Source organism: Rhodomicrobium sp. Az07, from assembly GCF_018619475.1.
In the GTDB taxonomy this organism is placed as follows: domain Bacteria; phylum Pseudomonadota; class Alphaproteobacteria; order Rhizobiales; family Rhodomicrobiaceae; genus Rhodomicrobium.
Genome location: NZ_JAHFZG010000023.1, coordinates 1 through 19,131, shown reverse-complemented (window position 1 = coordinate 19,131; position 19,131 = coordinate 1). Strand labels below are relative to the sequence as shown.

At 61.3% G+C, this 19,131-nt stretch carries 23 protein-coding genes and 1 tRNA gene; 19 read left to right on the top strand and 5 right to left on the bottom strand.

Going from position 1 to position 19,131, the window contains the following annotated elements:
* Positions 1–138 precede the first annotated feature (138 nt).
* From dsrA to KKP04_RS14095, 14 genes are all read left to right on the top strand, one after another.
* Positions 139–1,434 carry a dissimilatory-type sulfite reductase subunit alpha gene (gene dsrA / locus KKP04_RS14160; protein WP_215032951.1) on the top strand — a complete coding sequence of 432 codons (1,296 nt, stop codon included), beginning with the start codon at positions 139–141 and terminating at the stop codon, positions 1,432–1,434.
* Between the two features lie 143 nt (positions 1,435–1,577).
* Positions 1,578–2,582 (top strand): dissimilatory-type sulfite reductase subunit beta, encoded by a 1,005-nt coding sequence (gene dsrB / locus KKP04_RS14155; RefSeq protein ID WP_251134133.1) that lies wholly within the window; start codon positions 1,578–1,580, stop codon positions 2,580–2,582.
* Between the two features lie 13 nt (positions 2,583–2,595).
* The gene (gene tusD, locus KKP04_RS14150) at positions 2,596–2,988 is read left to right on the top strand and encodes a sulfurtransferase complex subunit TusD (RefSeq protein WP_215032945.1); all 393 of its coding nucleotides are present in this window, start codon (positions 2,596–2,598) and stop codon (positions 2,986–2,988) included.
* Positions 2,989–2,997: 9 nt separating this feature from the next.
* A complete protein-coding gene (gene tusC, locus KKP04_RS14145) occupies positions 2,998–3,405 on the top strand; it encodes a sulfurtransferase complex subunit TusC (protein WP_215032942.1) in 408 nt (135 codons plus the stop codon).
* A 10-nt stretch (positions 3,406–3,415) separates the two neighbouring features.
* Positions 3,416–3,724 (top strand): sulfurtransferase complex subunit TusB, encoded by a 309-nt coding sequence (gene tusB, locus KKP04_RS14140; RefSeq protein WP_215032939.1) that lies wholly within the window; start codon positions 3,416–3,418, stop codon positions 3,722–3,724.
* A 31-nt stretch (positions 3,725–3,755) separates the two neighbouring features.
* Positions 3,756–4,094 carry a TusE/DsrC/DsvC family sulfur relay protein gene (locus tag KKP04_RS14135; protein ID WP_215032936.1) on the top strand — a complete coding sequence of 113 codons (339 nt, stop codon included), beginning with the start codon at positions 3,756–3,758 and terminating at the stop codon, positions 4,092–4,094.
* Positions 4,095–4,333: 239 nt separating this feature from the next.
* Positions 4,334–5,065, top strand: a complete 732-nt coding sequence (locus KKP04_RS14130) for a respiratory nitrate reductase subunit gamma (RefSeq protein ID WP_215032933.1) — start codon at positions 4,334–4,336, stop codon at positions 5,063–5,065.
* A 10-nt stretch (positions 5,066–5,075) separates the two neighbouring features.
* Positions 5,076–6,695 carry a sulfate reduction electron transfer complex DsrMKJOP subunit DsrK gene (gene dsrK / locus KKP04_RS14125; RefSeq protein ID WP_215032931.1) on the top strand — a complete coding sequence of 540 codons (1,620 nt, stop codon included), beginning with the start codon at positions 5,076–5,078 and terminating at the stop codon, positions 6,693–6,695.
* Complete coding sequence (locus tag KKP04_RS14120) at positions 6,695–8,650, top strand: NAD(P)-binding protein (RefSeq protein WP_215032928.1); 1,956 nt, start codon at positions 6,695–6,697, stop codon at positions 8,648–8,650. The genes dsrK and KKP04_RS14120 overlap by 1 nt, the downstream gene beginning before the upstream one ends.
* A gap of 6 nt (positions 8,651–8,656) precedes the next feature.
* A complete protein-coding gene (locus KKP04_RS14115; protein WP_215032926.1) occupies positions 8,657–9,115 on the top strand; it encodes a hypothetical protein in 459 nt (152 codons plus the stop codon).
* On the top strand, positions 9,112–9,852 hold the full coding sequence (gene dsrO / locus KKP04_RS14110; RefSeq protein ID WP_215032923.1) for a sulfate reduction electron transfer complex DsrMKJOP subunit DsrO: 741 nt from the start codon (positions 9,112–9,114) through the stop codon (positions 9,850–9,852). Before KKP04_RS14115 ends, dsrO begins: the two co-directional genes overlap by 4 nt.
* A gap of 21 nt (positions 9,853–9,873) precedes the next feature.
* Positions 9,874–11,067, top strand: a complete 1,194-nt coding sequence (nrfD, locus tag KKP04_RS14105; protein ID WP_215032921.1) for an NrfD/PsrC family molybdoenzyme membrane anchor subunit — start codon at positions 9,874–9,876, stop codon at positions 11,065–11,067.
* Positions 11,067–12,497, top strand: a complete 1,431-nt coding sequence (locus KKP04_RS14100; RefSeq protein WP_215032918.1) for a cobyrinate a,c-diamide synthase — start codon at positions 11,067–11,069, stop codon at positions 12,495–12,497. The genes nrfD and KKP04_RS14100 overlap by 1 nt, the downstream gene beginning before the upstream one ends.
* A 52-nt stretch (positions 12,498–12,549) precedes the next feature.
* Positions 12,550–12,897: a transporter gene (locus tag KKP04_RS14095; RefSeq protein WP_215032915.1), complete on the top strand. Its 348-nt coding sequence runs from the start codon at positions 12,550–12,552 to the stop codon at positions 12,895–12,897.
* Between the two features lie 28 nt (positions 12,898–12,925).
* On the opposite strand, the gene KKP04_RS14090 is transcribed toward KKP04_RS14095, so the two are convergent.
* Positions 12,926–13,459: a Crp/Fnr family transcriptional regulator gene (locus tag KKP04_RS14090; protein ID WP_371818823.1), complete on the bottom strand. Its 534-nt coding sequence runs from the start codon at positions 13,457–13,459 to the stop codon at positions 12,926–12,928.
* Positions 13,460–13,665: 206 nt separating this feature from the next.
* Here KKP04_RS14090 and KKP04_RS15990 point away from each other — a divergent pair, with 206 nt between their 5' ends.
* Positions 13,666–13,782: a hypothetical protein gene (locus KKP04_RS15990; protein WP_371818822.1), complete on the top strand. Its 117-nt coding sequence runs from the start codon at positions 13,666–13,668 to the stop codon at positions 13,780–13,782.
* Between the two features lie 128 nt (positions 13,783–13,910).
* The gene (locus KKP04_RS14085; protein WP_371818818.1) at positions 13,911–14,225 is read left to right on the top strand and encodes a transporter; all 315 of its coding nucleotides are present in this window, start codon (positions 13,911–13,913) and stop codon (positions 14,223–14,225) included.
* Between the two features lie 144 nt (positions 14,226–14,369).
* On the opposite strand, the gene KKP04_RS14080 is transcribed toward KKP04_RS14085, so the two are convergent.
* The 3 genes from KKP04_RS14080 to KKP04_RS14070 all read right to left on the bottom strand — a co-directional run bounded on the left by KKP04_RS14080 (position 14,370) and on the right by KKP04_RS14070 (position 17,208).
* Entirely contained in the window at positions 14,370–15,377 is a 1,008-nt protein-coding gene (locus KKP04_RS14080; RefSeq protein WP_215032906.1) for a YeiH family protein, read from the bottom strand.
* A 42-nt stretch (positions 15,378–15,419) separates the two neighbouring features.
* On the bottom strand, positions 15,420–16,211 hold the full coding sequence (locus tag KKP04_RS14075; RefSeq protein WP_215032903.1) for a sulfite exporter TauE/SafE family protein: 792 nt from the start codon (positions 16,209–16,211) through the stop codon (positions 15,420–15,422).
* A 109-nt stretch (positions 16,212–16,320) separates the two neighbouring features.
* The gene (locus KKP04_RS14070) at positions 16,321–17,208 is read right to left on the bottom strand and encodes an MBL fold metallo-hydrolase (protein ID WP_215032900.1); all 888 of its coding nucleotides are present in this window, start codon (positions 17,206–17,208) and stop codon (positions 16,321–16,323) included.
* Positions 17,209–17,466: 258 nt separating this feature from the next.
* Here KKP04_RS14070 and KKP04_RS14065 point away from each other — a divergent pair, with 258 nt between their 5' ends.
* Together KKP04_RS14065 and KKP04_RS15615 are read left to right on the top strand one after the other, a co-directional pair.
* Positions 17,467–17,871, top strand: coding sequence for a helix-turn-helix transcriptional regulator (locus tag KKP04_RS14065; protein WP_215032895.1), 405 nt, complete (start codon positions 17,467–17,469; stop codon positions 17,869–17,871).
* A 172-nt stretch (positions 17,872–18,043) separates the two neighbouring features.
* A complete protein-coding gene (locus KKP04_RS15615) occupies positions 18,044–18,199 on the top strand; it encodes a hypothetical protein (RefSeq protein ID WP_251134132.1) in 156 nt (51 codons plus the stop codon).
* Between the two features lie 59 nt (positions 18,200–18,258).
* Here KKP04_RS15615 and KKP04_RS14055 read toward each other — a convergent pair.
* Positions 18,259–18,332, bottom strand: a tRNA-Gln gene (locus KKP04_RS14055).
* 251 nt (positions 18,333–18,583) lie between these two features.
* On the opposite strand from KKP04_RS14055, the gene KKP04_RS14050 reads away from it, so the two are divergent.
* Complete coding sequence (locus KKP04_RS14050; protein WP_215032892.1) at positions 18,584–18,976, top strand: hypothetical protein; 393 nt, start codon at positions 18,584–18,586, stop codon at positions 18,974–18,976.
* The last annotated feature ends 155 nt before the right edge of the window (positions 18,977–19,131 follow it).

The window sequence follows — 19,131 nt, the reverse complement described above, 5'->3', positions numbered from 1 at the left end:
TTGTCATTACAGAATGAGTATGCTAGCTTGATAAAAATTCGCTCCAAAGACCAGTTTTTGGAACAAAACAACCGATCGCAGGCAAGGGCGGGCAAAAACCCGTCGATCCGCGCCTGACAGATTGAAATGGGAGGCTGAATGACGAGCAACGATGCGCCGAAGGCAGCGGAGCCCGAAAAGCACGCGACGCCGCTTCTGGACGAGCTTGAAACGGGCCCGTGGCCGAGTTTTGTGACCGGCCTGAAGCGCTTGCGTGATGCGGAGGGCAAATCCTACGCTCCCATGATGAACGACCTTCTCGGGCAGCTCGAACATTCCTACGAAAAGCGCATGGGCTTCTGGAAGGGCGGAACCGTTTCGGTTTTCGGCTATGGCGGCGGCGTCATTCCCCGCTTTTCGGAAGTGGCCGAAAAGTTTCCGGCCTCGAAAGAGTTTCACACGCTCCGCATTCAGCCTCCAGCGGGCTACCACTACACGACCGACCTCCTTCGTCAGATGTGCGACGTCTGGGAGAAGCACGGTTCGGGCCTCATCGCCTTCCACGGGCAGAGCGGCGACATCATGTTTCAGGGGTGCTCGACCGAAAACACACAGAAAGCGTTCGACGAATTCAACGAGATGGGGCTCGACCTCGGCGGCGCAGGCCCGGCGCTTCGCACCTCGATGAGCTGCGTCGGTCATGCGCGCTGCGAAAAGTCCTGCTACGACGAAGTGAAGGCGCATCGCTCGGTCATCAACGAGTTCCTCGACGAGATGCACCGGCCCGCCTTGCCCTATAAGTTCAAGTTCAAGTTCTCAGGTTGCGCGAACGATTGCGTGAATGCCATCCACCGTTCCGATTTCGCCGTTATCGGAACCTGGCGCGACGCCATGAAGGTGAATCAGGACGAGGTGAAAGCCTTCGTGGTCGGCCACGGCCGCAAATACGTCATCGACAGCGTCATCGCCATGTGTCCCACGCGCGCCCTGAGCCTGAACGACGACGACACGCTCGATGTCGACAACAAGTCCTGCGTGCGCTGCATGCACTGCCTGAACGTGATGACGAAGGCGCTGCATCCCGGCGACGACCGCGGCGTGTCGATCCTGATCGGCGGCAAGCGCGCGCTGAAGGTCGGCGACCTCATGGGCACCATGATCGTTCCGTTCATGAAGCTGGAGGCGGATGAGGACTTCGAGAAGCTTGTCGAGTTCGGCCGCCGACTGATCGACTTCTTCATGGAAAATGCGCTCGAACATGAGCGCATCGGCGAATGCATGGACCGCATCGGGCTGCCCGCGTTCCTCGAAGCCATCGGCGTCGACCCCGATCCGAACATGGTCAATCACCCGCGCACGTCCTGCTACGTGCGCACGGACGACTTCACCGACGAAGCCGAGAAGTATTTCGAGCGCAAGGCGAAAGAAGCCGGTTTGACCGTCGCGGCTGAGTAAGCGGCAAGCGCGGCGTAAAGCAACGCGCGCTTCCACAGGCTAAATTTGATTTCGCGGAGACTTCGTCGATGAATGCCCCTGCACAACCTCGCCGCCCCGTCGAATCGGGCGTACCGGATCCGTTTCCCTTCATGCATCCGGTCATGAAAAAAAACTACGGCAACTGGTCCTGGCACGACCGGCCGCGCCCAGGCGTCCTTCGTCATGTGGCCTGGAGCGGCGACGAAATCTGGACCGTGAAGGCGGGAACCCAGCGCCAGATGGACGTCTTCAGCGTCCGCAAGCTGTGCGAAATAGCCGACACCTTCGCGGAGGGCTATGTGCGCTTCACGACGCGCAGCAACATCGAGTTCATGGTCAGTTCAGCGGATAAGGTCGAGCCGCTGATCGAAGCGCTGACTGCGGCGGGCTTTCCCGTGGGCGGCACCGGCAACTCAGTCTCGATGATCTCGCATACGCAGGGCTGGCTTCATTGCGACATCCCCGGCACCGATGCATCCGGCGTCGTAAAGAGCCTGATGGACATGATGTATGAGGAGTTCATCCGCGAGGAAATGCCGAACCGCGTGAAGATCACGACCTCCTGCTGCCAGATCAACTGCGGCGGTCAGGGCGACATCTCCATCAACGTGCAGTACACGAAGCCTCCGAAGATCAATCACGATCTGGTTTCGAAGATTTGCGAGCGCCCGGCTGTGGTCGCGCGCTGCCCCGTGGCGGCCATCCGCCCGGCCATGGTCAACGGCAAGCCCTCGCTCGAAGTCGATGAGCAGAAATGCGTGTGCTGCGGCGCCTGTTATCCGCCTTGCCCGCCCATGCAGATCAACGGCGCGGACTCCACCAAGATCGCGGTGTGGGTTGGCGGCAAGCATTCCAACGCCCGCTCGAAACCCAGCTTTCACAAGCTCGTCGTCGCGAACCTTCCGAACAACGCGCCTCGCTGGCCCGAGGTTGCCGAAGTCGTTCGCAAGATCCTCTACGCGTACAAGGACAACGCGAAGGATTGGGAGCGCATGGGCGAGTGGATCGACCGCATCGGCTGGCCGCGCTTCTTCGAGCTGACGGGCTTCGCTTTCACGAAGCACCACCTCGACACGTGGACCGGCTCCCGCAAGACCATGAACATGTCAGCCCACGTGCATTTCTAGGCGGGAGAGTAACGTGCAGCTTGCAATCGTCGTCAACGAAGGCCCGTACACGCATCAGGCGTCTGACACGGCCTACCATTTCACGAAGGCCGCGCTGGAAAAGGGGCACGGGATCACCCGCGTCTTCTTCTACCACGACGGCGTCAATAACGGCACGCGGCTGACCGTACCGCCGCAAGACGACCGGAATTTGCAGAAGCTTTGGAGCGAGCTTGGCGAGAAGCACGGGCTCGATCTGGTGGTCTGCATCGCGGCGGCACAGCGGCGCGGCATTCTCGACGCGGACGAGGCCAGGCGGCACGGCAAGGACGCGAGCAACCTCGCGCCGGGATTTCGCATTTCGGGGCTCGGTCAGTTGATCGAAGCAGGCATCGAGGCCGACCGTCTCGTCGTGTTCGGGGATTAGGGGGACGCCATGGCCCAGAAAAAGAAGTTTCTCTACGTCAACCGCAAGGCGCCCTACGGGACAATCTACGCGCTGGAGGCGCTTGAGGTCGTGCTGATCGGCGCAGCCTTCGAGCAGGATGTCAGCCTCGCCTTCCTCGATGACGGCGTGTTCCAACTGATGGCGGGGCAGGATACGGCCGCCGCCAGCATGAAGAACTTCTCGCGCACATTCAAGGCGCTCGGCGATTATGACGTCCGCAAGTTTTATGTCGAGCGCGAATCGCTGGCGGAGCGCGGGCTCACGGTCGAGGATCTCATGCCCATCACCTACGAAGACGAGGCCGAGGACTACGCCGAAAAGCCCTCGATCATTCCAGTAAGCCGCGCCGAGATGGCGGCCCTTATCGCCCAGCAAGACGTCGTCTTGAGCTTCTGAGGGGGAACTGATGTCCACACTGCACACGGTGAACAAAACTCCCTTCGAGCGGAACGCGCTGCAAAGCTGCGTCGGCCATCTCTCACCCGGCGATGCCTTGCTGATGATCGAGGACGGCGTCGTCGGGGCACGGAAGGGATCGTCCGCGACGGCCATGGTGCAGGCGGCGCTCGCCAGCGGCGGCGTCTATGCGCTCGCGTCCGATCTGGACGCCCGCGGCATAAGGCCGGAGGACATGATCGAAGGCATTCAGCGCGTCGATTACGGCGGCTTTGTCGACCTCGTCGCACAGCACGCGCGCACCGTCGCCTGGCTTTGAACCCGAACCCGATAATTGAACGGAGAAGCTCATGAGCATGCAATACAAAGTTGGCGACATCGTCGCGGACCACGACGAGGAAGGTTATCTCACGGACATTACCGTCTGGAACAGGGATCTCGCGCTGCTTATCGCGAAAACCGAGAATATCGAACTGACTCCCGAGCACTGGGAAGTCATCGATTTCCTGCGTGAATACTACGAGGAATACCAGATCGCGCCCGCCATTCGCATCCTCGTCAAGGAAATGAAGAAGAAGTTCGGTCCCGACAAGGGCGACCAGAAATACCTCTACGAGCTTTTTCCTTACGGCCCGGCGAAACAGGCATGCAAGATCGGCGGCCTGCCGAAGCCCACGGGCTGCATCTAGTGTTCCGATTCCGTCATTGGCTTACCTGCCCTCATGGGCAAATGACGGAAGCAAAGGACCACTAGCACCTTACTGAAGCGAGTGGAGCTTTTGCCATGGCCGCCATCGAGGCGGCACCTCATCGAACAAGGGGCGCACACTCAAACGGGTGGCCGGGCAAGCTCGGCCATAACGATGAACTGCGCCGACAAGGACAGTAGATAACCAGCCATGAAGCTGGGAACCGGGGACGGATTGGCGTGCAAACCACGATCTACGCGGTCTTGTTTTACAGTGCGGCGGCGATTTTCGCCGGTGGGCTCGCTCTGCGCCTTTGGCAATACGCCAGGACGCCCGTTCCGTTGAAAGTTCCCACGACGCCCGCGCCCGTCACGCGAGCGGGAGCGGCGTTCCGCGTGCTGCGAGAGGTGACGGTCTTCGAGAGCCTCTTCAAATCCAGCAAGTGGATCTGGTTATTCGGCTGGGTCTTTCACGTTTCGCTGGCTCTCGTTCTGCTTCGTCACCTGCGCTATTTCATGGAACCCGTCTGGCCGCCGGTCGCGCTCCTCCAGCCCTTCGGCGTCTATGCCGGGTTCGCCATGGTCGCCGCGCTTTTCGCGTTGTGGGTCCGCCGCGTCGCCATCGCTCGCATGCGCTATATCAGCGACGCCTTCGACCACCTGATCCTGCTTCTGCTTCTTGCCCTTGGTGCGACCGGGCTCGGGATGAAGTTCGTCGAGCACACCGACATCGTGTTGGTGAAAGGCTTCTTCCTCGGGCTCATGTCCTTTGAGCCGAGCCCGCTCCCGTCGGATCCGCTTCTGCTCGCGCATCTCGCGCTCGCCGCTGTGCTGATGATCGTCTTTCCATTTTCGAAGCTGCTGCATGCGCCGGGCGTTTTCTTCAGCCCGTCGCGCAATCAGACCGATGATCCGCGCGAGCGGCGCTACGCGCCTGTCGCGCCGGATCGAACCGCAGTCAGCAAGGCTTAGGGGGCACGCCGTGGATCGCCTGACAACTGAAGACTCGGCCGAGCGCCCGCTGCATCCAGACCCGCTGGAGTGCCCGTCGCTGGCCATCGGAGCGATGGCGAACAGCAAACCTTTCCCCGCGTCAGCCGCGCATCAGACAGCGCTCGGCTTTCCCGGTGAGCTTGTCGAGAACTGGCAGGAAAAGGCGATTGCGAAGCTTGGCGACCTCGTCAGGAACAACCGCGCGCTGCGTTTCTATCTCGATGGCTGCGTGCGCTGCGGCGCCTGCACCGACAAGTGCCACTACTTCCTCGGCACCGGCGATCCGAACAACATGCCGGTCGCGCGCCAGAACCTGATGCGCAAGGTCTACCGCCGTCATTTCACGCTTTCGGGCAGGATCGCGCCATCGCTCGTCGGCGCGGAAGACCTCACCCGGGAAGTCCTCGACGAGTGGTACACCTACTTCCATCAGTGCTCCCAATGCCGCCGCTGCTCGGTGTATTGCCCGTTCGGGATCGACACCGCCGAAATTTCCATGGCCGCGCGCGAGATCATGGACCACATCGGCATGGGACAGAAATATTGCAACGAAATCATCGGCAAGGTCTTCAAGGTCGGAAATAATCTCGGCTTGCCGCCCAAGGCGCTGAAAGCGACGCTCGCGAGCCTTGAGGAGGAGATTGAGGAGGACACGGGCGTCCCCGTGCGGTTGCCGCTCGATGAGGAGGGCGCCGACATCCTTCTCGTGACTCCGAGCGCCGACTTCTTCGCCTCGCCGCACATGGAAGGGCTGATCGGCTACGCCAAGGTGCTGCACGAGTCCGGCGTCTCATGGACGTTCAGCTCGCACGCGTCGGAGGCCGCGAATTTCGGCATGTTCATCGGCTCTCACGAGACCATGCAGAAGGTCGCGCAGCGCATCGCAGATGCCGCCCGCGATCTCAAGGTGAAGCGGATCGTGTTCGGCGAATGCGGGCATGCCTGGCGCGTCGCGTATAATTTTCTCGATACGCTCGCGGGTCCGTTCGATTTCCTCGACCGGCGCTATCCGGTTCCGCAGCACATCTGCGAGTTCACCCACGATCTGATCCGGCAGGGCAAGCTCACGCTCGACAAGTCGAAGAACGATCATATCCGACTGACCTTCCACGACAGCTGCAATGTCGCGCGCGCTTCGCGCATGGGCGATGTGCCGGGCGGCCAGTTCGAGATTCCGCGCGCGATCCTGCGCGCGTCCTGCAATCACTACTACGACATGGACCCCGACACGATCCGCGAGGCGACGCTCTGCTGCGGCGGTGGCGGCGGACTGTTGACGGACGAGCTTATGGACTTGCGCATAAAGGGCGCCTCGCCTCGCATGAAGGCGCTCCGCGAAGTCGCGGACGAGCATGGCGTGACGCACATGGCGGCCATTTGCGCCATCTGCAAGGCGCAGTTTTCAAAAGTGCTCCCGAAGTTCGGCTTCGACATGGAGGCGATCGTCAGCGTGCATCAGATGGTTTCGAACGCCATCGTGCTGACCGGTTCGAAGCAGGACGAAGAAGCCAACGAGGCGGATGAACAAGCCGAGCCGGTCCCAGCGGTCGCTGTGCCAGCGGAAACCGCCGAACCCGCACAAGCAGCAAATGCGCAGGAGGAAGCGTGATGGATCGAGGAAATGAAGCCCCGGAACAGCAGACGTTCCGCCGTTTCAAGACCGGCGAAAGCATGTGGAACTGGCCGGATCTGTCGCAAAAAATCTTTCAGGCCGACCACACCTACAAGTGCCCGACCTATGTCCATCGCACACCGCCTTGCCAGGGCAGTTGCCCCTCCGGGCACGACATCAGGGGCTGGCTCGCCATCGCGCGCGGCATGGACAAGCCGCCGGTCGCGGGCATGCCGTGGCAGGAATATGCGTTCCAGCGGATGATGGAGGCGAACCCGTTTCCTTCCGTGATGGGCCGCGTCTGCCCGGCGCCCTGCGAGGACGGCTGCAACCGCAACGAGGTGGACGACTATGTCGGCATCAACGGCGTCGAGCAATATGTCGGCGACTGGGCCGTCGAGCACGGTTTGAAAGCGCCGGCCGCCGGACCCGATACCGGGAAGAAGATTGCCGTCATCGGCGGCGGCCCGGCCGGTCTGTCGGCGGCCTATTTCCTGCGACGGAATGGCCACGCGGTCACGCTGTTCGAGGCGAACGATCAGCTTGGCGGCATGATGCGCTACGGCATCCCCGGCTATCGGACGCCGCGCGACAAGCTGGACGCCGAGATTGGCCGCATTCTCGATCTCGGCGTCCAGGTTCGGCTCAAGACGACGGTGGGCCGCGACATCGGCATCGACGAGCTGGAAGCCGGTTTTGACGCCATCTTCTGGGCGATTGGCGCGCAGAAGGGGCGCGGAATACCCGTGCCGGGCTGGGGCGCGGAAAATTGCCTGACCGGCGTGGAGTTCCTCGACGCCTTCAATCGCGGCTGGGTGTTCTCGACGGCAAGGCGCATCGTCGTCATCGGCGGCGGCGATACCTCGATCGACGTGGCGTCAGTTGCGCGCCGCCTGGGCCATATCACCCAGCAAGCGGAGCATGACATTCCGCCAACGCAGACGCTGGGACACACCGCGCACGATGTTGCCGGAACGATCCGGCGCGAGGGCGTGCAGGCGGTGCTGACCTCGCTTTTCCCGCTCGATCAGATGACGGCGGCCGCCCGCGAGCGTGAAGATGCGCTGAGGGAAGGCATCGACATTCGCGGGGGCGTCATGCCGCTCGAAATCCTGGCGGATGAAGCGGGGCGTGCCACGGCCATCAGGATGTGTCAGTGCACCATGAAGGGGACGACGCCGATCCCCGTCGAAGGCACGGAGTTCGATATCAGCTGCGATATGGTGATTTCCGCCATCGGCCAGATGGCCGACCTTGCCGAGGGTCTGGAGCGGCTCAACAGCGGAAAGAACGCCATCGCCATCGACGCCGTCTTCAAGGTGAAGGGCACGGACAAGCACTTCGCCGGCGGCGACGTCGTGCGCCCCAATCTTCTCACGACAGCCATCGGGCACGCGCGCATCGCGGCGGAGACGATCACGTACTTCCTTGCGGGCAATCCCCAGGACAAGCGGCCCAAGGTCGACGTGCATCACTTCAACTTGCTGAACGAGCTTCACGGACGCGGCCTCGACCCGCAGCCCTACGACCACAAAGCGACGCGCGGCACATCGGAAGCGAAGTTCGCGCTCCACAATTACGAAGACCGCTCGGCGACGCAGGTCATCCCGCACACAGCGCTATTTAAAGGGCACTTTGCAAACTCGCCGCGCAACAAGCGCAGCGAGCGCCATGTCGATGCCGACGGGGTGATCGGAGATTTCGAGGAGCGCATCGTTGCCTTTACCGAGGCGCAGGCGAAGGCCGAAGGCGAGCGCTGCATGAGCTGCGGCCTTTGCTTCGAATGCGACGCCTGCCTGATCTACTGCCCGCAGAAGGCAATCGACCGCGTCCCGAAGAAGGAGCGCGCGGTCGGCCGCTATGTCGCAACGGATTACACGAAATGCGTGGGCTGCCACATCTGCCAGGATGTCTGCCCGACCGGCTACATTCAAATGGGACTGGGGGAGTAGCCGCCGATGACCGCTTCCGGCACTCTCCGTCGCGTCATCCCGGAATGCGTCCTGGCGCTGCTCCTGTTCGCCATGGTGAGCGGCTCCGCCTTCGCGGAGGGGCTTATGCCGCATCCTCCGAAGGGCAAGGGCGAGCATTGCGTAGCGTCCACCGATGTCATGCGGCGCAATCACATGGACCTGATGAAGCATCAGCGCGACGAGACCGTGCATGAGGGCGTGCGCGGAAAGCCGTTCGGCCTTGCGGGATGCGTCGGCTGTCATGCCGTCAAGGGCGCCGATGGCCAACCGGTGAGCCATGGCGATTCCCGGCACTTCTGCCGAAGCTGCCACGATTACGCTGCTGTCTCCATCGACTGCTTCCAGTGCCATGCTTCGCGGCCGGACGAGAAGGTCAAGGGTGCGGAAGGATCGCGTTCCGGCCTTTCCGGTCTGGCGGCCTTCTTCCAGAAGGAGCGACCATGAGCGTGAAAGCCACAGACGAAAGCCGTCGGACCTTCCTGAGGAGCGCTGCGGGCATGGCGGCGACGCTGCTCGCGCCCGGCGTCACGCTCTATGCGATGGGCGACGCGGCGGCCGCCGAAACCGCGCCCGCTTCGGCAAAAGTGCGCTGGGGCCTCCTGATCGATGCCGCCCGATGCAAGGATGGCTGCTCGGCCTGCATAGACGCCTGCTCGGCGGCATTCGGGTGGAAAGACACGGGTCATCCCGAGACAGACCCGCAGTGGGTCCGCAAGGTGTCCGCGAAGAACCCGGAAACCGGCGCGGGCTTCTCCGTCCCCGTCATGTGCCAGCACTGCGCGAACGCGCCATGCGTCGACGTTTGCCCCACGGGCGCGTCCTTCAAGCGCGCGGATGGCATTGTGCTCGTCGACCGTCACATCTGCATCGGCTGCCGCTATTGCATGATGGCCTGCCCTTACAAGGCACGGTCCTTCGTGCATGAGCCGGTCGAGAATCCGAAGCCCGATGCGCCGCGCGGCAAGGGCACGGTCGAGGGTTGCACGCTGTGCGTCCATCGCATCGACGCCGGGGGTATCCCGCATTGTGTCGAGGCATGTCAGGCGGCAGGCGGGGCGATGCTGTTCGGCGACCTCGGCGATCCGTCGAGCGAGATCGCAAAGCGCATCGCGACCTATCGCACGACGCGCATCCGCGAGGATCTGCGCTGCAACACCGGCATCTATTACGCGAACATCTGAAGAGCCACGGCAAGGTTGGGCATGGCAAAGATCGCATATCAGAAGCTTACCGATCACAGCGCCTTCTTCTGGGGGCTGCTTGGCCTGCACGTGCTTGTCATCGCGGCGGGTCTCGGCGCGGCGCTCTACATGGAACATCACGGCCACGTGGTCACCGGCATGTCGAACCAGATCGTCTGGGGCACTCCGCACGTCTTCGCGGTTTTCCTGATCGTCGCGGCTTCGGGGGCGCTGAACGTGGCTTCGTTCTCGTCGGTCTTCAACAAGCTCGCCTACAAGCCCTATGCCAGGCTTTCCGGCGTTCTGGCAGTCGCCTTGCTCCTCGGCGGCCTTGCCGTGCTGGTGCTGGATCTCGGGCGGCCGGATCGCCTGATCGTGGCAATGACCACATACAATTTCCGCTCGATCTTCGCCTGGAATATCTATCTGTACACGGGCTTCATCGCGGTGGTCGCCCTTTACCTCTTCGTGATGATGGACCGGCGCGTCTCCCGCTTTTCGATGCCCACACGGATCGTGGGCGGTTTCGCCTTCTTCTGGCGCTTTGCCCTGACAACGGGAACCGGCGCCATCTTCGGCTTCCTGATCGCGCGCGACGCCTATTCGTCCGCGATCATGCCGGTTCTGTTCATCGCGGCGTCGTTTCTTTATGGGCTGGCGTTCACGGTGCTCGTTCTTCTGACCATGAGCCGGGAAGTTCGACACGAACTCATCAGCGAGGACATGCTCGGCAAGTTCCGCGGCCTGTTCATTCTCTTCGCGCTCTCGGTCCTCTATTTCACGGCGGTCCTTCACCTGACCAAGCTTTACGCGCCCGGCACTCGCGACGTGGAAGCTTTCCTGCTGCGTGACGGCGGCATCTATACGCTTGTCTTCTGGATCGGACAAATAGGGATCGGCCTTCTCCTGCCGCTCGCCATTCTTGTCTTCGGATCGGGGCGTCATGCCTGGCGCTCGGTCGCCATTGCCGCGCCGCTTTTCCTCATCGGAGGGGTGGCGCAAATGTACTTCACCATCATCGGCGGACAGGCTTTCCCGCTTTCCCTCTTCCCCGGCATGGAGGTTTCAAGCTCCTTCCATGACGGCGCGGTCGCGCAATATTGGCCGTCTCTGCCGGAAGTGCTGCTCGGCTTGAGCGGGGTTTCGCTGGCAATGGTTCTGACCGGCGTTGCGCTGAAACTTTTGCCATTTCTTCCGCGCCCGGCGAGCGTCTGATGGCGCGGGTTCTCATAGCGGCGGCGCATAAGTCGTCAGGCAAGACAACCCTCTCCGTCGGGCTTGCCGCCGCTCTCGCCGCGCGCGGCCTTTCCGTTCAGACCTTCAAGAAGGGGCCCGACTATATCGACCCGATGTGGCTTGCCCACGCAAGCGGCAGGCCTTGCTACAACCTCGACTTCAACACGCATACGACGGCTGAAATCCTCAGCTCTGCCGCGGCCCGCGAGTCCGCCTCCGATCTCGCGCTGATCGAGAGTAACAAGGGGTTGCATGACGGCATCGATCTTGACGGGAAAGACTGCGGCGCCGCGCTCGCGAAGCTTCTGGCGGCGCCAGTCATACTTGTCATCGATGCGCTCGGCATGACGCGAGGCGTGGCGCCGCTTGTTCTCGGCTATCAGGCTTTCGACCGCGCCGTGGCCATCGAGGGCGTCATTCTCAACAAGGTGGGAACCGCGCGCCAGCAGGACAAACTGCGGCAGGCGATCGAGCACTACACCGATATTCCCGTGCTTGGCGCTCTTCCTCGCAACAAGGACTTCGCGATCGCCGAGCGCCATCTCGGGCTCATGACGCCGTCCGAGACCGCGGAACTTCGCGGCGTTATCGCCAGGCTGAGAACCGCCGTCGAAGATGGCGTCGACGTGGACCGGATCATCGCGATTGCAGAGCGCGCGCCCGCGTCGCCCGCGAACTTCCTCGATGTGCGCGAAAGAAGGGCGGAGCCGCCCGTTCGAATCGCCATCGCCAGAGACAGCGCTTTCGGCTTCTATTATGCCGACGATCTGGAGGCTTTCGAGCGCGCCGGTGCGAAGCTCTGCTTTTTCGACACGCTGTCCGACAGGCGACTCCCCGATGCGGACGGCCTCTTCATCGGCGGCGGCTTTCCCGAGACGCAGGCGGCCGGACTCGAAGCCAATGCCGAGCTTCGCGCCGACATCGCGCGCCGCATTCGTGCGGGGCTTCCAGCCTATGCGGAATGCGGCGGCATGATGTATCTGGCGCGATCCATCCGGTGGAAGGGCGTCTCGCATGAAATGGTGGGTGTCATCCCGGCCGACGCCGTCATGCATGACCGCCCTCAGGGGCGCGGCCTGGTGATCCTGAATGAGACGCCCGATGCGCTCTGGACACCGCTCGGAGCCTCACCGCGCGCGAACATTCCGGGCCATGAGTTCCATTATGCCGCCCTCGAAAACATGAGCAGCGGGCAGCGGTTCGCCTACCGAATGAAGCGGGGCGAGGGACTAGGCGGCGGCCGCGACGGTATCGTGATCGGAAACCTTCTCGCGAGCTTCAGTCATCTGCGATCGAGCCCGAGCAACCCATGGGTCAAGAGGTTCGTGGCTTTCGCAAGATCCCGGCTCGAACCGGCGGTTCGCTGGAAATCCGACTATGCGGGGGAAACGATGCCGATGCACCCCTGACTCGAACCGGATACAAAGCCTGGTTTACAAAAAAGGACGCGGGAGGAATGCAATGAAACAAACGATGATCGATATAGCGACACAAGTGATTCAGTACATGACGCCGGTTGCCTATGTGGGTGGCGTTCTGCTCGTCGTCGGATTCATCGCCTTCCTGATCTGGGTCGTCACCCACAGGGGAACGGGCTTGTTACGGCTCACGGGGCGCTTGCTGATCCTGCTCGGTGTGTTTTTCCTGGTCTCTCAAATTGCGGCAATGGCTCTTGGGCTGGACCCCAGCGTCGATTTCCGGGAAGCCTGGTTCGAGATCAACAACAAGCCGTTCTGGTTGATCGGCCTTGTCTTGTTCTTCCCCGGCTTCGTGATGCGGCTCGTCGGAGCGCTTCGGCCGACCCACTGACAGGGCCGCGCCCCCGGCGGTGGTGGAACTACCGCATACGCGTTTCAACGATACGGCGAAGCGCGATGATATCGAACGAAAACCGGTTGAGGCTGTGTTCGCGGATCAGACCCTGACGTTTCAGTTCCGCCATCGATCGGCTCGCTGTTTCGGTGGTCAGCCCCAGCACTGCGCCCAGGTCTTCCCGGCTGAACAAACTGCACGAATTGCCGGGTTCACGTTCCGAAAGCCAAAGCAGAAGCCGTATCACGCGGTCCCGCGCCGTTCCGGTCGAAAGCTCGGTAATCCAGCGGTCGGCGTCACTGAGGGCGCGATACCAATGCGCCATCACGGTATGAAAAAGCCGTGAGTTGCCAAGCGAAAGCCTTTTTACGCTGCTGACCGGCAACCGGCAGACTTCGGTGGCCTGCAAGGCGATGGCCGAATGCTGATAGACATCGCCGAGCATGCATTCCAACCCGATGACATCGGTTTTGCTCAGGAGGCGAACAATGCGCTGGCTGCCGTCCGGCAGGTAGTGCGTCAGCTTAACAAGCCCCGTTCGAATGGTGAAAAGCGACACACCATCATCGCCTGCGCGGTAGACGATTTCTCCCGCTGCGAACTGGAGTTGGTCGACTGGTCGGTGAAGGTCGCGGAAATCGGCTTCGTCCAGGCCCGCAAAGAGAACCGACTGCCGAATGTTGCAGTTCAGGCAATCGGCAACGCCTGTCCAGGCCTCTGCGGATGTAATTCGGTTCAAGTCACGAAACCCACGAGCGTCACACGATCCTTTTCAGCGGCTCTGATGCCGCTTGCCGCCGCCGGATTGCGCATTCGCAATGCTGGCGGATGATAATTGCACTACCGGATTTGCAGTCAACAAACGAAACGCACCACGGCTGAAACAGCCTCGCCACCGACACTCGTGGAACGAAAGAAGAGTTGTCACTCCGCGATTTTACTGGGCACGATAGCAAAAAAAATGCGGAGGAAACGCTTTGAAGCAAGCCATGCTTGATGCGGTGTCATATGTGACGCCGTTCCTGTTGCCGCTGGGCTATATGGGAGGCGTGTTGCTTCTCTCAGGCTGTCTGGGTTTGGCAATATGGGTTTTCAAAGGCTGGGGGACGCGCCTGTTGCGCTTTTCCGGCCGCCTTCTTCTCGTCCTCGGCGCGTTTTTTCTCATTTGTCAGGTGCTGTGGATGGTTGTGGGTCTGGAGCCCCGCATCACCGAGGAGGCCTCGCTGCTCGAATTCAAAAGCAGGCCTTTCTGGATGGTGGGGCTCGCATTCCTTTTGCCCGGCTTCGCGATGCGAATTATCGGATCGATGCGGCCTACCTACTAGAGCCGGATCCGATCGGGTTGACCCAACCTGATCGGTGAATCCGTCTCTAAACTTCAAAGAAGAGACCTTTTTATCGATCTGATTGCCATGCAATCAGATCACTCGTACCGATCCAACAGGCCGTTGTCGAAGAAGCGGCTCATCCTAACCAAGCCTTACCAGCGCCATCACCAGGAAAGCGATGAAAGCCGTCTCCAGCACCATAAGGAAGATGGCACGGTGCCCCACTTCTGCAAGCGCCGCCAGCGACGTCTTGATGCCGAGTGCCGCGATGGAAATCACGATGCACCAGCGAGACGCGTCGCTCATCTCGGATTGAACGGAGCTTGGGACTAGTCCGAAGCTGTTGAGCGTCACGATCGCGATGAAGACCAGCAGGAAGTTCGGGATCAGCTTGGTGCGTCCCCCGCCGGCGGTTCCGCTGGTCTGGCGCTCGACGAGGGTGATGACAATCACCACAGGCAGCAAGAGAGAGACACGCAGCAGCTTGACAATCGTTGCCACGTCTCCCGTCTCGGGCGAGACGCTGTAGCCCGCGCCGACAACCTGGGCCACGTCATGAATCGTGCCGCCGAGGAAAACGCCGGAATCGGCGTGGTCGAAATGAAGAAATTTCGTGATGAGCGGGTAAAGCACCATGCAGACCGTGCTGAGCGTCGTGACGGCGATGATGGTGAAAGCCATGTCGCGCTCGTGGTTCTCGTCGCGACGTAACACGGCAGCGATTGCAGCCGCGGCCGACGCTCCGCAAATGGCAACCGCCCCTGCGGTCAGGACGCCGAAGCGCCTCGTCATGCCCGCGATCGGGGCGGCGAGAAGACCAAAAATGATGGTAAGCACGACGGCCGCGGTAACCCCGCCAAGGGTTGACCACCCAAGCCCCGTGATTTGCGTGGCGGTAATGCGCGCACCGAGAAGCGCTACGCCGATGCGCAGGATTTCCTTCGCGGCGAATTGTAGCCCGGGCGCATAACGGGCGTCCTGCGAAACGAAATTGAAAGCCATGCCGAGGAGAAGGGCGAACAGAATTGTCGGGCCGCCATAACCGATGGAGATGAAGGTCGCCGCCATCGCTATAACGATGCTCAACATGAGGCCCGGCGCATATATTTCAAAAGCTGCGCGGCCGTCGTTCCACGCTTTTCCAAACATGTCTCTCCCCCCAGGTTTCAGGTTCGAATCCGCGTGCAGCCATCATGCGTCGGCGATGTTCATCACCCCGCGCGCGACGACGTAAACGCCGACCGCAGCGACGATTCCCGCGAAGACGAGCCTCAGTTTTTGCTTTTCCCCCGAAAGGCGCACAGCCGCACGACGTCCGAAGAAGCCCCCGGCGATCCCGCCACCGATGAACACCGCGGCGAGCGCCCAATCGATCAGGCCGGAGGCCGCGTAGTTGGCCGCCGTCGTGAGGCCGAATGCCGTTACCGACACAAGCGAAGATCCTACCGCCACAAGCATCGGCATATCGGTGGCCGCCATGATGCCCGGCACAACAAGGAAGCCGCCGCCTATGCCGAAAAAGCCTGAAACGGTTCCAACGCCAAAACCATAGGATGAGAGCCGGGGGAGCAGCCTTTGTGCCGACGCGCTCGTGAGTTTCACGTTGGGGTTTCCCAAGGTTCCTTTCTTGACGGCCATGAAGACGGCGATCACGATCATGACGATACCAAAAAGCAGAAGAAGCTTCTGACCGTCGAAGGCTTTGCCGATGCTTGAGCCGAGAAATGCACCGGCGACCCCGGCGACGGCGAAAACGCTGGCGCATTGCCATTTCACGTTTCGCGCGCGGGCATGCTGGACGAGATTGAAGAGGGCGCTCAACGCAACCGCAATTGCGCTCGTTCCGATGGCGATATGGGGCGACTTCACGCCGACGACATAGACGAGCAGCGGCACAGCCAGCACCGACCCGCCGCCGCCGATGAGTCCGAGGACGAAGCCGACAAGCGCGCCCGATCCAAAGGCCAGAATGTCAGAAATCATGATGCCGACTTCGGCGGGCAGGTGCCTGCGGGCGTCACCGCGTAGGTTTGCGTCTTCACCGCTGTTTCATCCCCGAACTTGTGCGTTGTAACCTCGGCCAGTCACCTTTTCAGAGCGCGTTTATGGGTACCTTCAGGAAGGGTTTTCCATCGGCCTGGGGCTCGGGCATACGTCCGCCGCGGATGTTGACCTGGATCGATGGGATGATCAGCTTGGGCATGCCGAGGGTCTTGTCGCGAGCGGTTCGCATCTCGACGAATTCATCTTCGGTGACACCGTCGCGAACATGGATATTCTTCGCGCGTTCTTCGGCCACCGTTGTTTCCCAGCGGATCGCCCGGCCGTTCGGGGCATAATCGTGGCACATGAACAAACGCATCTCGGGCGGAAGGTTGAGCACCTTCTTGATCGAGCGGAAGAGTTGCCTCGGATCGCCACCGGGAAAATCGGCGCGCGCCGTGCCGCCGTCCGGCATGAACAATGTGTCGCCCACGAAAGCGGCGTCGCCGATCACATGGGTCATGCAGGCCGGTGTGTGCCCCGGCGTTGACATCGCGAACGCATTGAGCGTTCCGATTTTATAAGTGTCGCCGTCCTTGAAGAGGCGGTCGAACTGGCTCCCGTCGCGGCGAAACTCCACGCCTTCATTGAAGAGCCTGCCGAACACCTCCTGGACTTCGCGGATGTTCTCGCCGATGGCGATCTTGCCGCCGAGCTTCTGCTGAATATATGGCGCGGCGGAGAGATGGTCGGCGTGGGCATGGGTTTCGATCAGCCACTCCAACCGCAAGCCCTGCGCCCGGATAAAATCGACGATCCTGTCCGCGGATTTGAAGCCGAGCCGCCCCGCAGAGTAGTCGAAATCCATGACAGCATCGATGACGGCGCAGTCGTTCGAGGCAGGATCGCGAACGACATAGCTGATCGTATTCGTTTCGGCATCGAAGAAAGGTTCGACGCTGGGCTTTTGCGTGATGTCGACGGGATAGGAGTGCATTCCTTTTCCTCCTGACTGCTTGTGCTTTGCGTTTCTGCGGCTCAGGCACAAATATTGCTGCGCCTATTGCTATTGCGGTCGGCATCGCCAATGGTCGGATTCGCGGCGGATGTGCCTTCGTGCCTCGCGAAGCTCGAAACGAGCCGCTCGTGGATGCAATTGCCTTTTGGTCACTAGGGTTCCAAAAGGACATCATATTCATATATACCTATGTCAGGCTGATTAGAACAGATGAAAATTGAGCGCGGACCACATTCCATGAAAAGCGAAGACGCTACGATCCCGGTCGATTCGGGGGGCAAGTTGGGGGAGAGCGCCGACGGTCCGCCCAAGCTCGACGACATGATGCGAAACGCGCGTCTCGCCACCGATTTTCTGAAGGCTCTCTCACACGAGACGAGGCTGCTTCTTCTCTGCCTCCTCACGGAAGGAGAGCGCTCGGTGACAGACCTGGAAAATTCGCTGTCGCTCCGTCAACCCACCATTTCCCAACAGCTCGCGCGTCTCAGGCTGGATGGCCTCGTGACCACGAGGAGGGACGGGAAAACGGTCTACTACAGCATCGCGGACGAGGACATAAAGCGCGTGATCGCTCTTCTCTACGAGATTTTTTGCAAAGGCCCCGGTCAGGAGCGCAAAAGTCCGCGAGACTGGCGCGAATAGCGGCCGCTACCCTCGGCCGCAGGCAAACCGGCATGGCGGCGAGTCCGCCGAGCCGGAACGGGCCGAACGCCGCGATCCACTTTCGTTCGTCATGGAGGAAAGCCGTCAAAAAAGCCGGGATTATCGACCTTACATTTCATGACCTTCGCGCGACCGCTGTCACGCGCTTGCCATGGCTGGCGCGTCCGTCCCGGAGATTGCGACTCTCACCGGGCATTCGCTTCGAGACGTGCGCACGATCCTCGATTCGCACTATCTCGCGCGCGATCCTACGCTGGGCGAAGCCGCTACCAGGAAGCTCGAAAAGAGAACGAGTTTCCCCGACTGAGCGCCCGACCGCCTCGTGATGTTCTCACTCTAAAAGGAGAAAAGCGTAGTAAAATCAAGTGGCTGGGGAACCTGGATTCGAACCAAGACTAGCGGAGTCAGAGTCCGCTGTTCTACCATTAAACTATTCCCCAACAGCGGACGGCACCGTCCGCTGATCAGGGCCGGACAATGGAGCAGTTTTCGCCGCTTCGCAAGTCTTTGTTGCGCGTCCGGCCGCCAAGGAACGCTCAGGATCGACCGGCCGGATGCCGCCTTTCCGCTCGCTCCGCAAGCCTCTCGCGATGTCGAAAGAACCCGCACGCGTGTTGGCTTTGCAAAATGCGGGCAACGTTCCGATAATGCGATATACAACGCGGGATATTTCGGGAGACGGGGGCGCAGCATGAAAATCGCAATCGCAACGAAAGACTGGCAAAGCGTCGCCGGACATGCGGGGCAATCGCGGTTCTGGCTGCTTTACGATCTTTCGTCGGTGAAGGCGGGCGATCCTCTGCCCGCGCCGAAGCACATCCAGCTTACAAACAGCGAAATCTTGCATTATTTCGAGGATGATGCGCCGCACCCGCTGGACGGCGTCGAGGTGGTTGTCGCGGGCAGCGCGGGCGATGGCTTCGTGCGGCGCATGAAAAAGCGCGGCGCCGATGTGCTTCTGACGGGCGAAACCGATCCGGCCGCCGCGCTGAACCGCATCCTTGCGGGCGAGGCCTTGCCGGATCAGCGCTTCGACATCACGACGACGCTTTGCAAGTTTCGGGATCTGTTCTCGAAGCACTGATGATCGACCGATCAAGCGTCCCGGGCGTCGAAAACCGATAATCCCTAACAGGCCGCTGAAATAGTCGGCCGACGGGAAGGATCTTCCGTTTCCGAGAATTTCCGGGGCTGTGTGCCCTGCCGGGCCGTCGTTCCTCGGTCTCAGGCGGCGAGCAG

Bases quoted from the DNA above. Each gene is read 5' to 3' on its own strand.
- dsrA (WP_215032951.1), top strand. From the start codon at position 139: ATGACGAGCAACGATGCGCCGAAGGCAGCGGAGCCCGAAAAGCACGCG.
- dsrB (WP_251134133.1), top strand. From the start codon at position 1,578: ATGAAAAAAAACTACGGCAACTGGTCCTGGCACGACCGGCCGCGCCCA.
- tusC (WP_215032942.1), top strand. From the start codon at position 2,998: ATGGCCCAGAAAAAGAAGTTTCTCTACGTCAACCGCAAGGCGCCCTAC.
- tusB (WP_215032939.1), top strand. From the start codon at position 3,416: ATGTCCACACTGCACACGGTGAACAAAACTCCCTTCGAGCGGAACGCG.
- KKP04_RS14135 (WP_215032936.1), top strand. From the start codon at position 3,756: ATGAGCATGCAATACAAAGTTGGCGACATCGTCGCGGACCACGACGAG.
- KKP04_RS14120 (WP_215032928.1), top strand. From the start codon at position 6,695: ATGGATCGAGGAAATGAAGCCCCGGAACAGCAGACGTTCCGCCGTTTC.
- KKP04_RS14115 (WP_215032926.1), top strand. From the start codon at position 8,657: ATGACCGCTTCCGGCACTCTCCGTCGCGTCATCCCGGAATGCGTCCTG.
- dsrO (WP_215032923.1), top strand. From the start codon at position 9,112: ATGAGCGTGAAAGCCACAGACGAAAGCCGTCGGACCTTCCTGAGGAGC.
- nrfD (WP_215032921.1), top strand. From the start codon at position 9,874: ATGGCAAAGATCGCATATCAGAAGCTTACCGATCACAGCGCCTTCTTC.
- KKP04_RS14100 (WP_215032918.1), top strand. From the start codon at position 11,067: ATGGCGCGGGTTCTCATAGCGGCGGCGCATAAGTCGTCAGGCAAGACA.
- KKP04_RS14095 (WP_215032915.1), top strand. From the start codon at position 12,550: ATGAAACAAACGATGATCGATATAGCGACACAAGTGATTCAGTACATG.
- KKP04_RS14080 (WP_215032906.1), bottom strand. From the start codon at position 15,377: ATGTTTGGAAAAGCGTGGAACGACGGCCGCGCAGCTTTTGAAATATAT.
- KKP04_RS14075 (WP_215032903.1), bottom strand. From the start codon at position 16,211: ATGATTTCTGACATTCTGGCCTTTGGATCGGGCGCGCTTGTCGGCTTC.
- KKP04_RS14070 (WP_215032900.1), bottom strand. From the start codon at position 17,208: ATGCACTCCTATCCCGTCGACATCACGCAAAAGCCCAGCGTCGAACCT.
- KKP04_RS14065 (WP_215032895.1), top strand. From the start codon at position 17,467: ATGAAAAGCGAAGACGCTACGATCCCGGTCGATTCGGGGGGCAAGTTG.
- KKP04_RS15615 (WP_251134132.1), top strand. From the start codon at position 18,044: ATGGCTGGCGCGTCCGTCCCGGAGATTGCGACTCTCACCGGGCATTCG.
- KKP04_RS14050 (WP_215032892.1), top strand. From the start codon at position 18,584: ATGAAAATCGCAATCGCAACGAAAGACTGGCAAAGCGTCGCCGGACAT.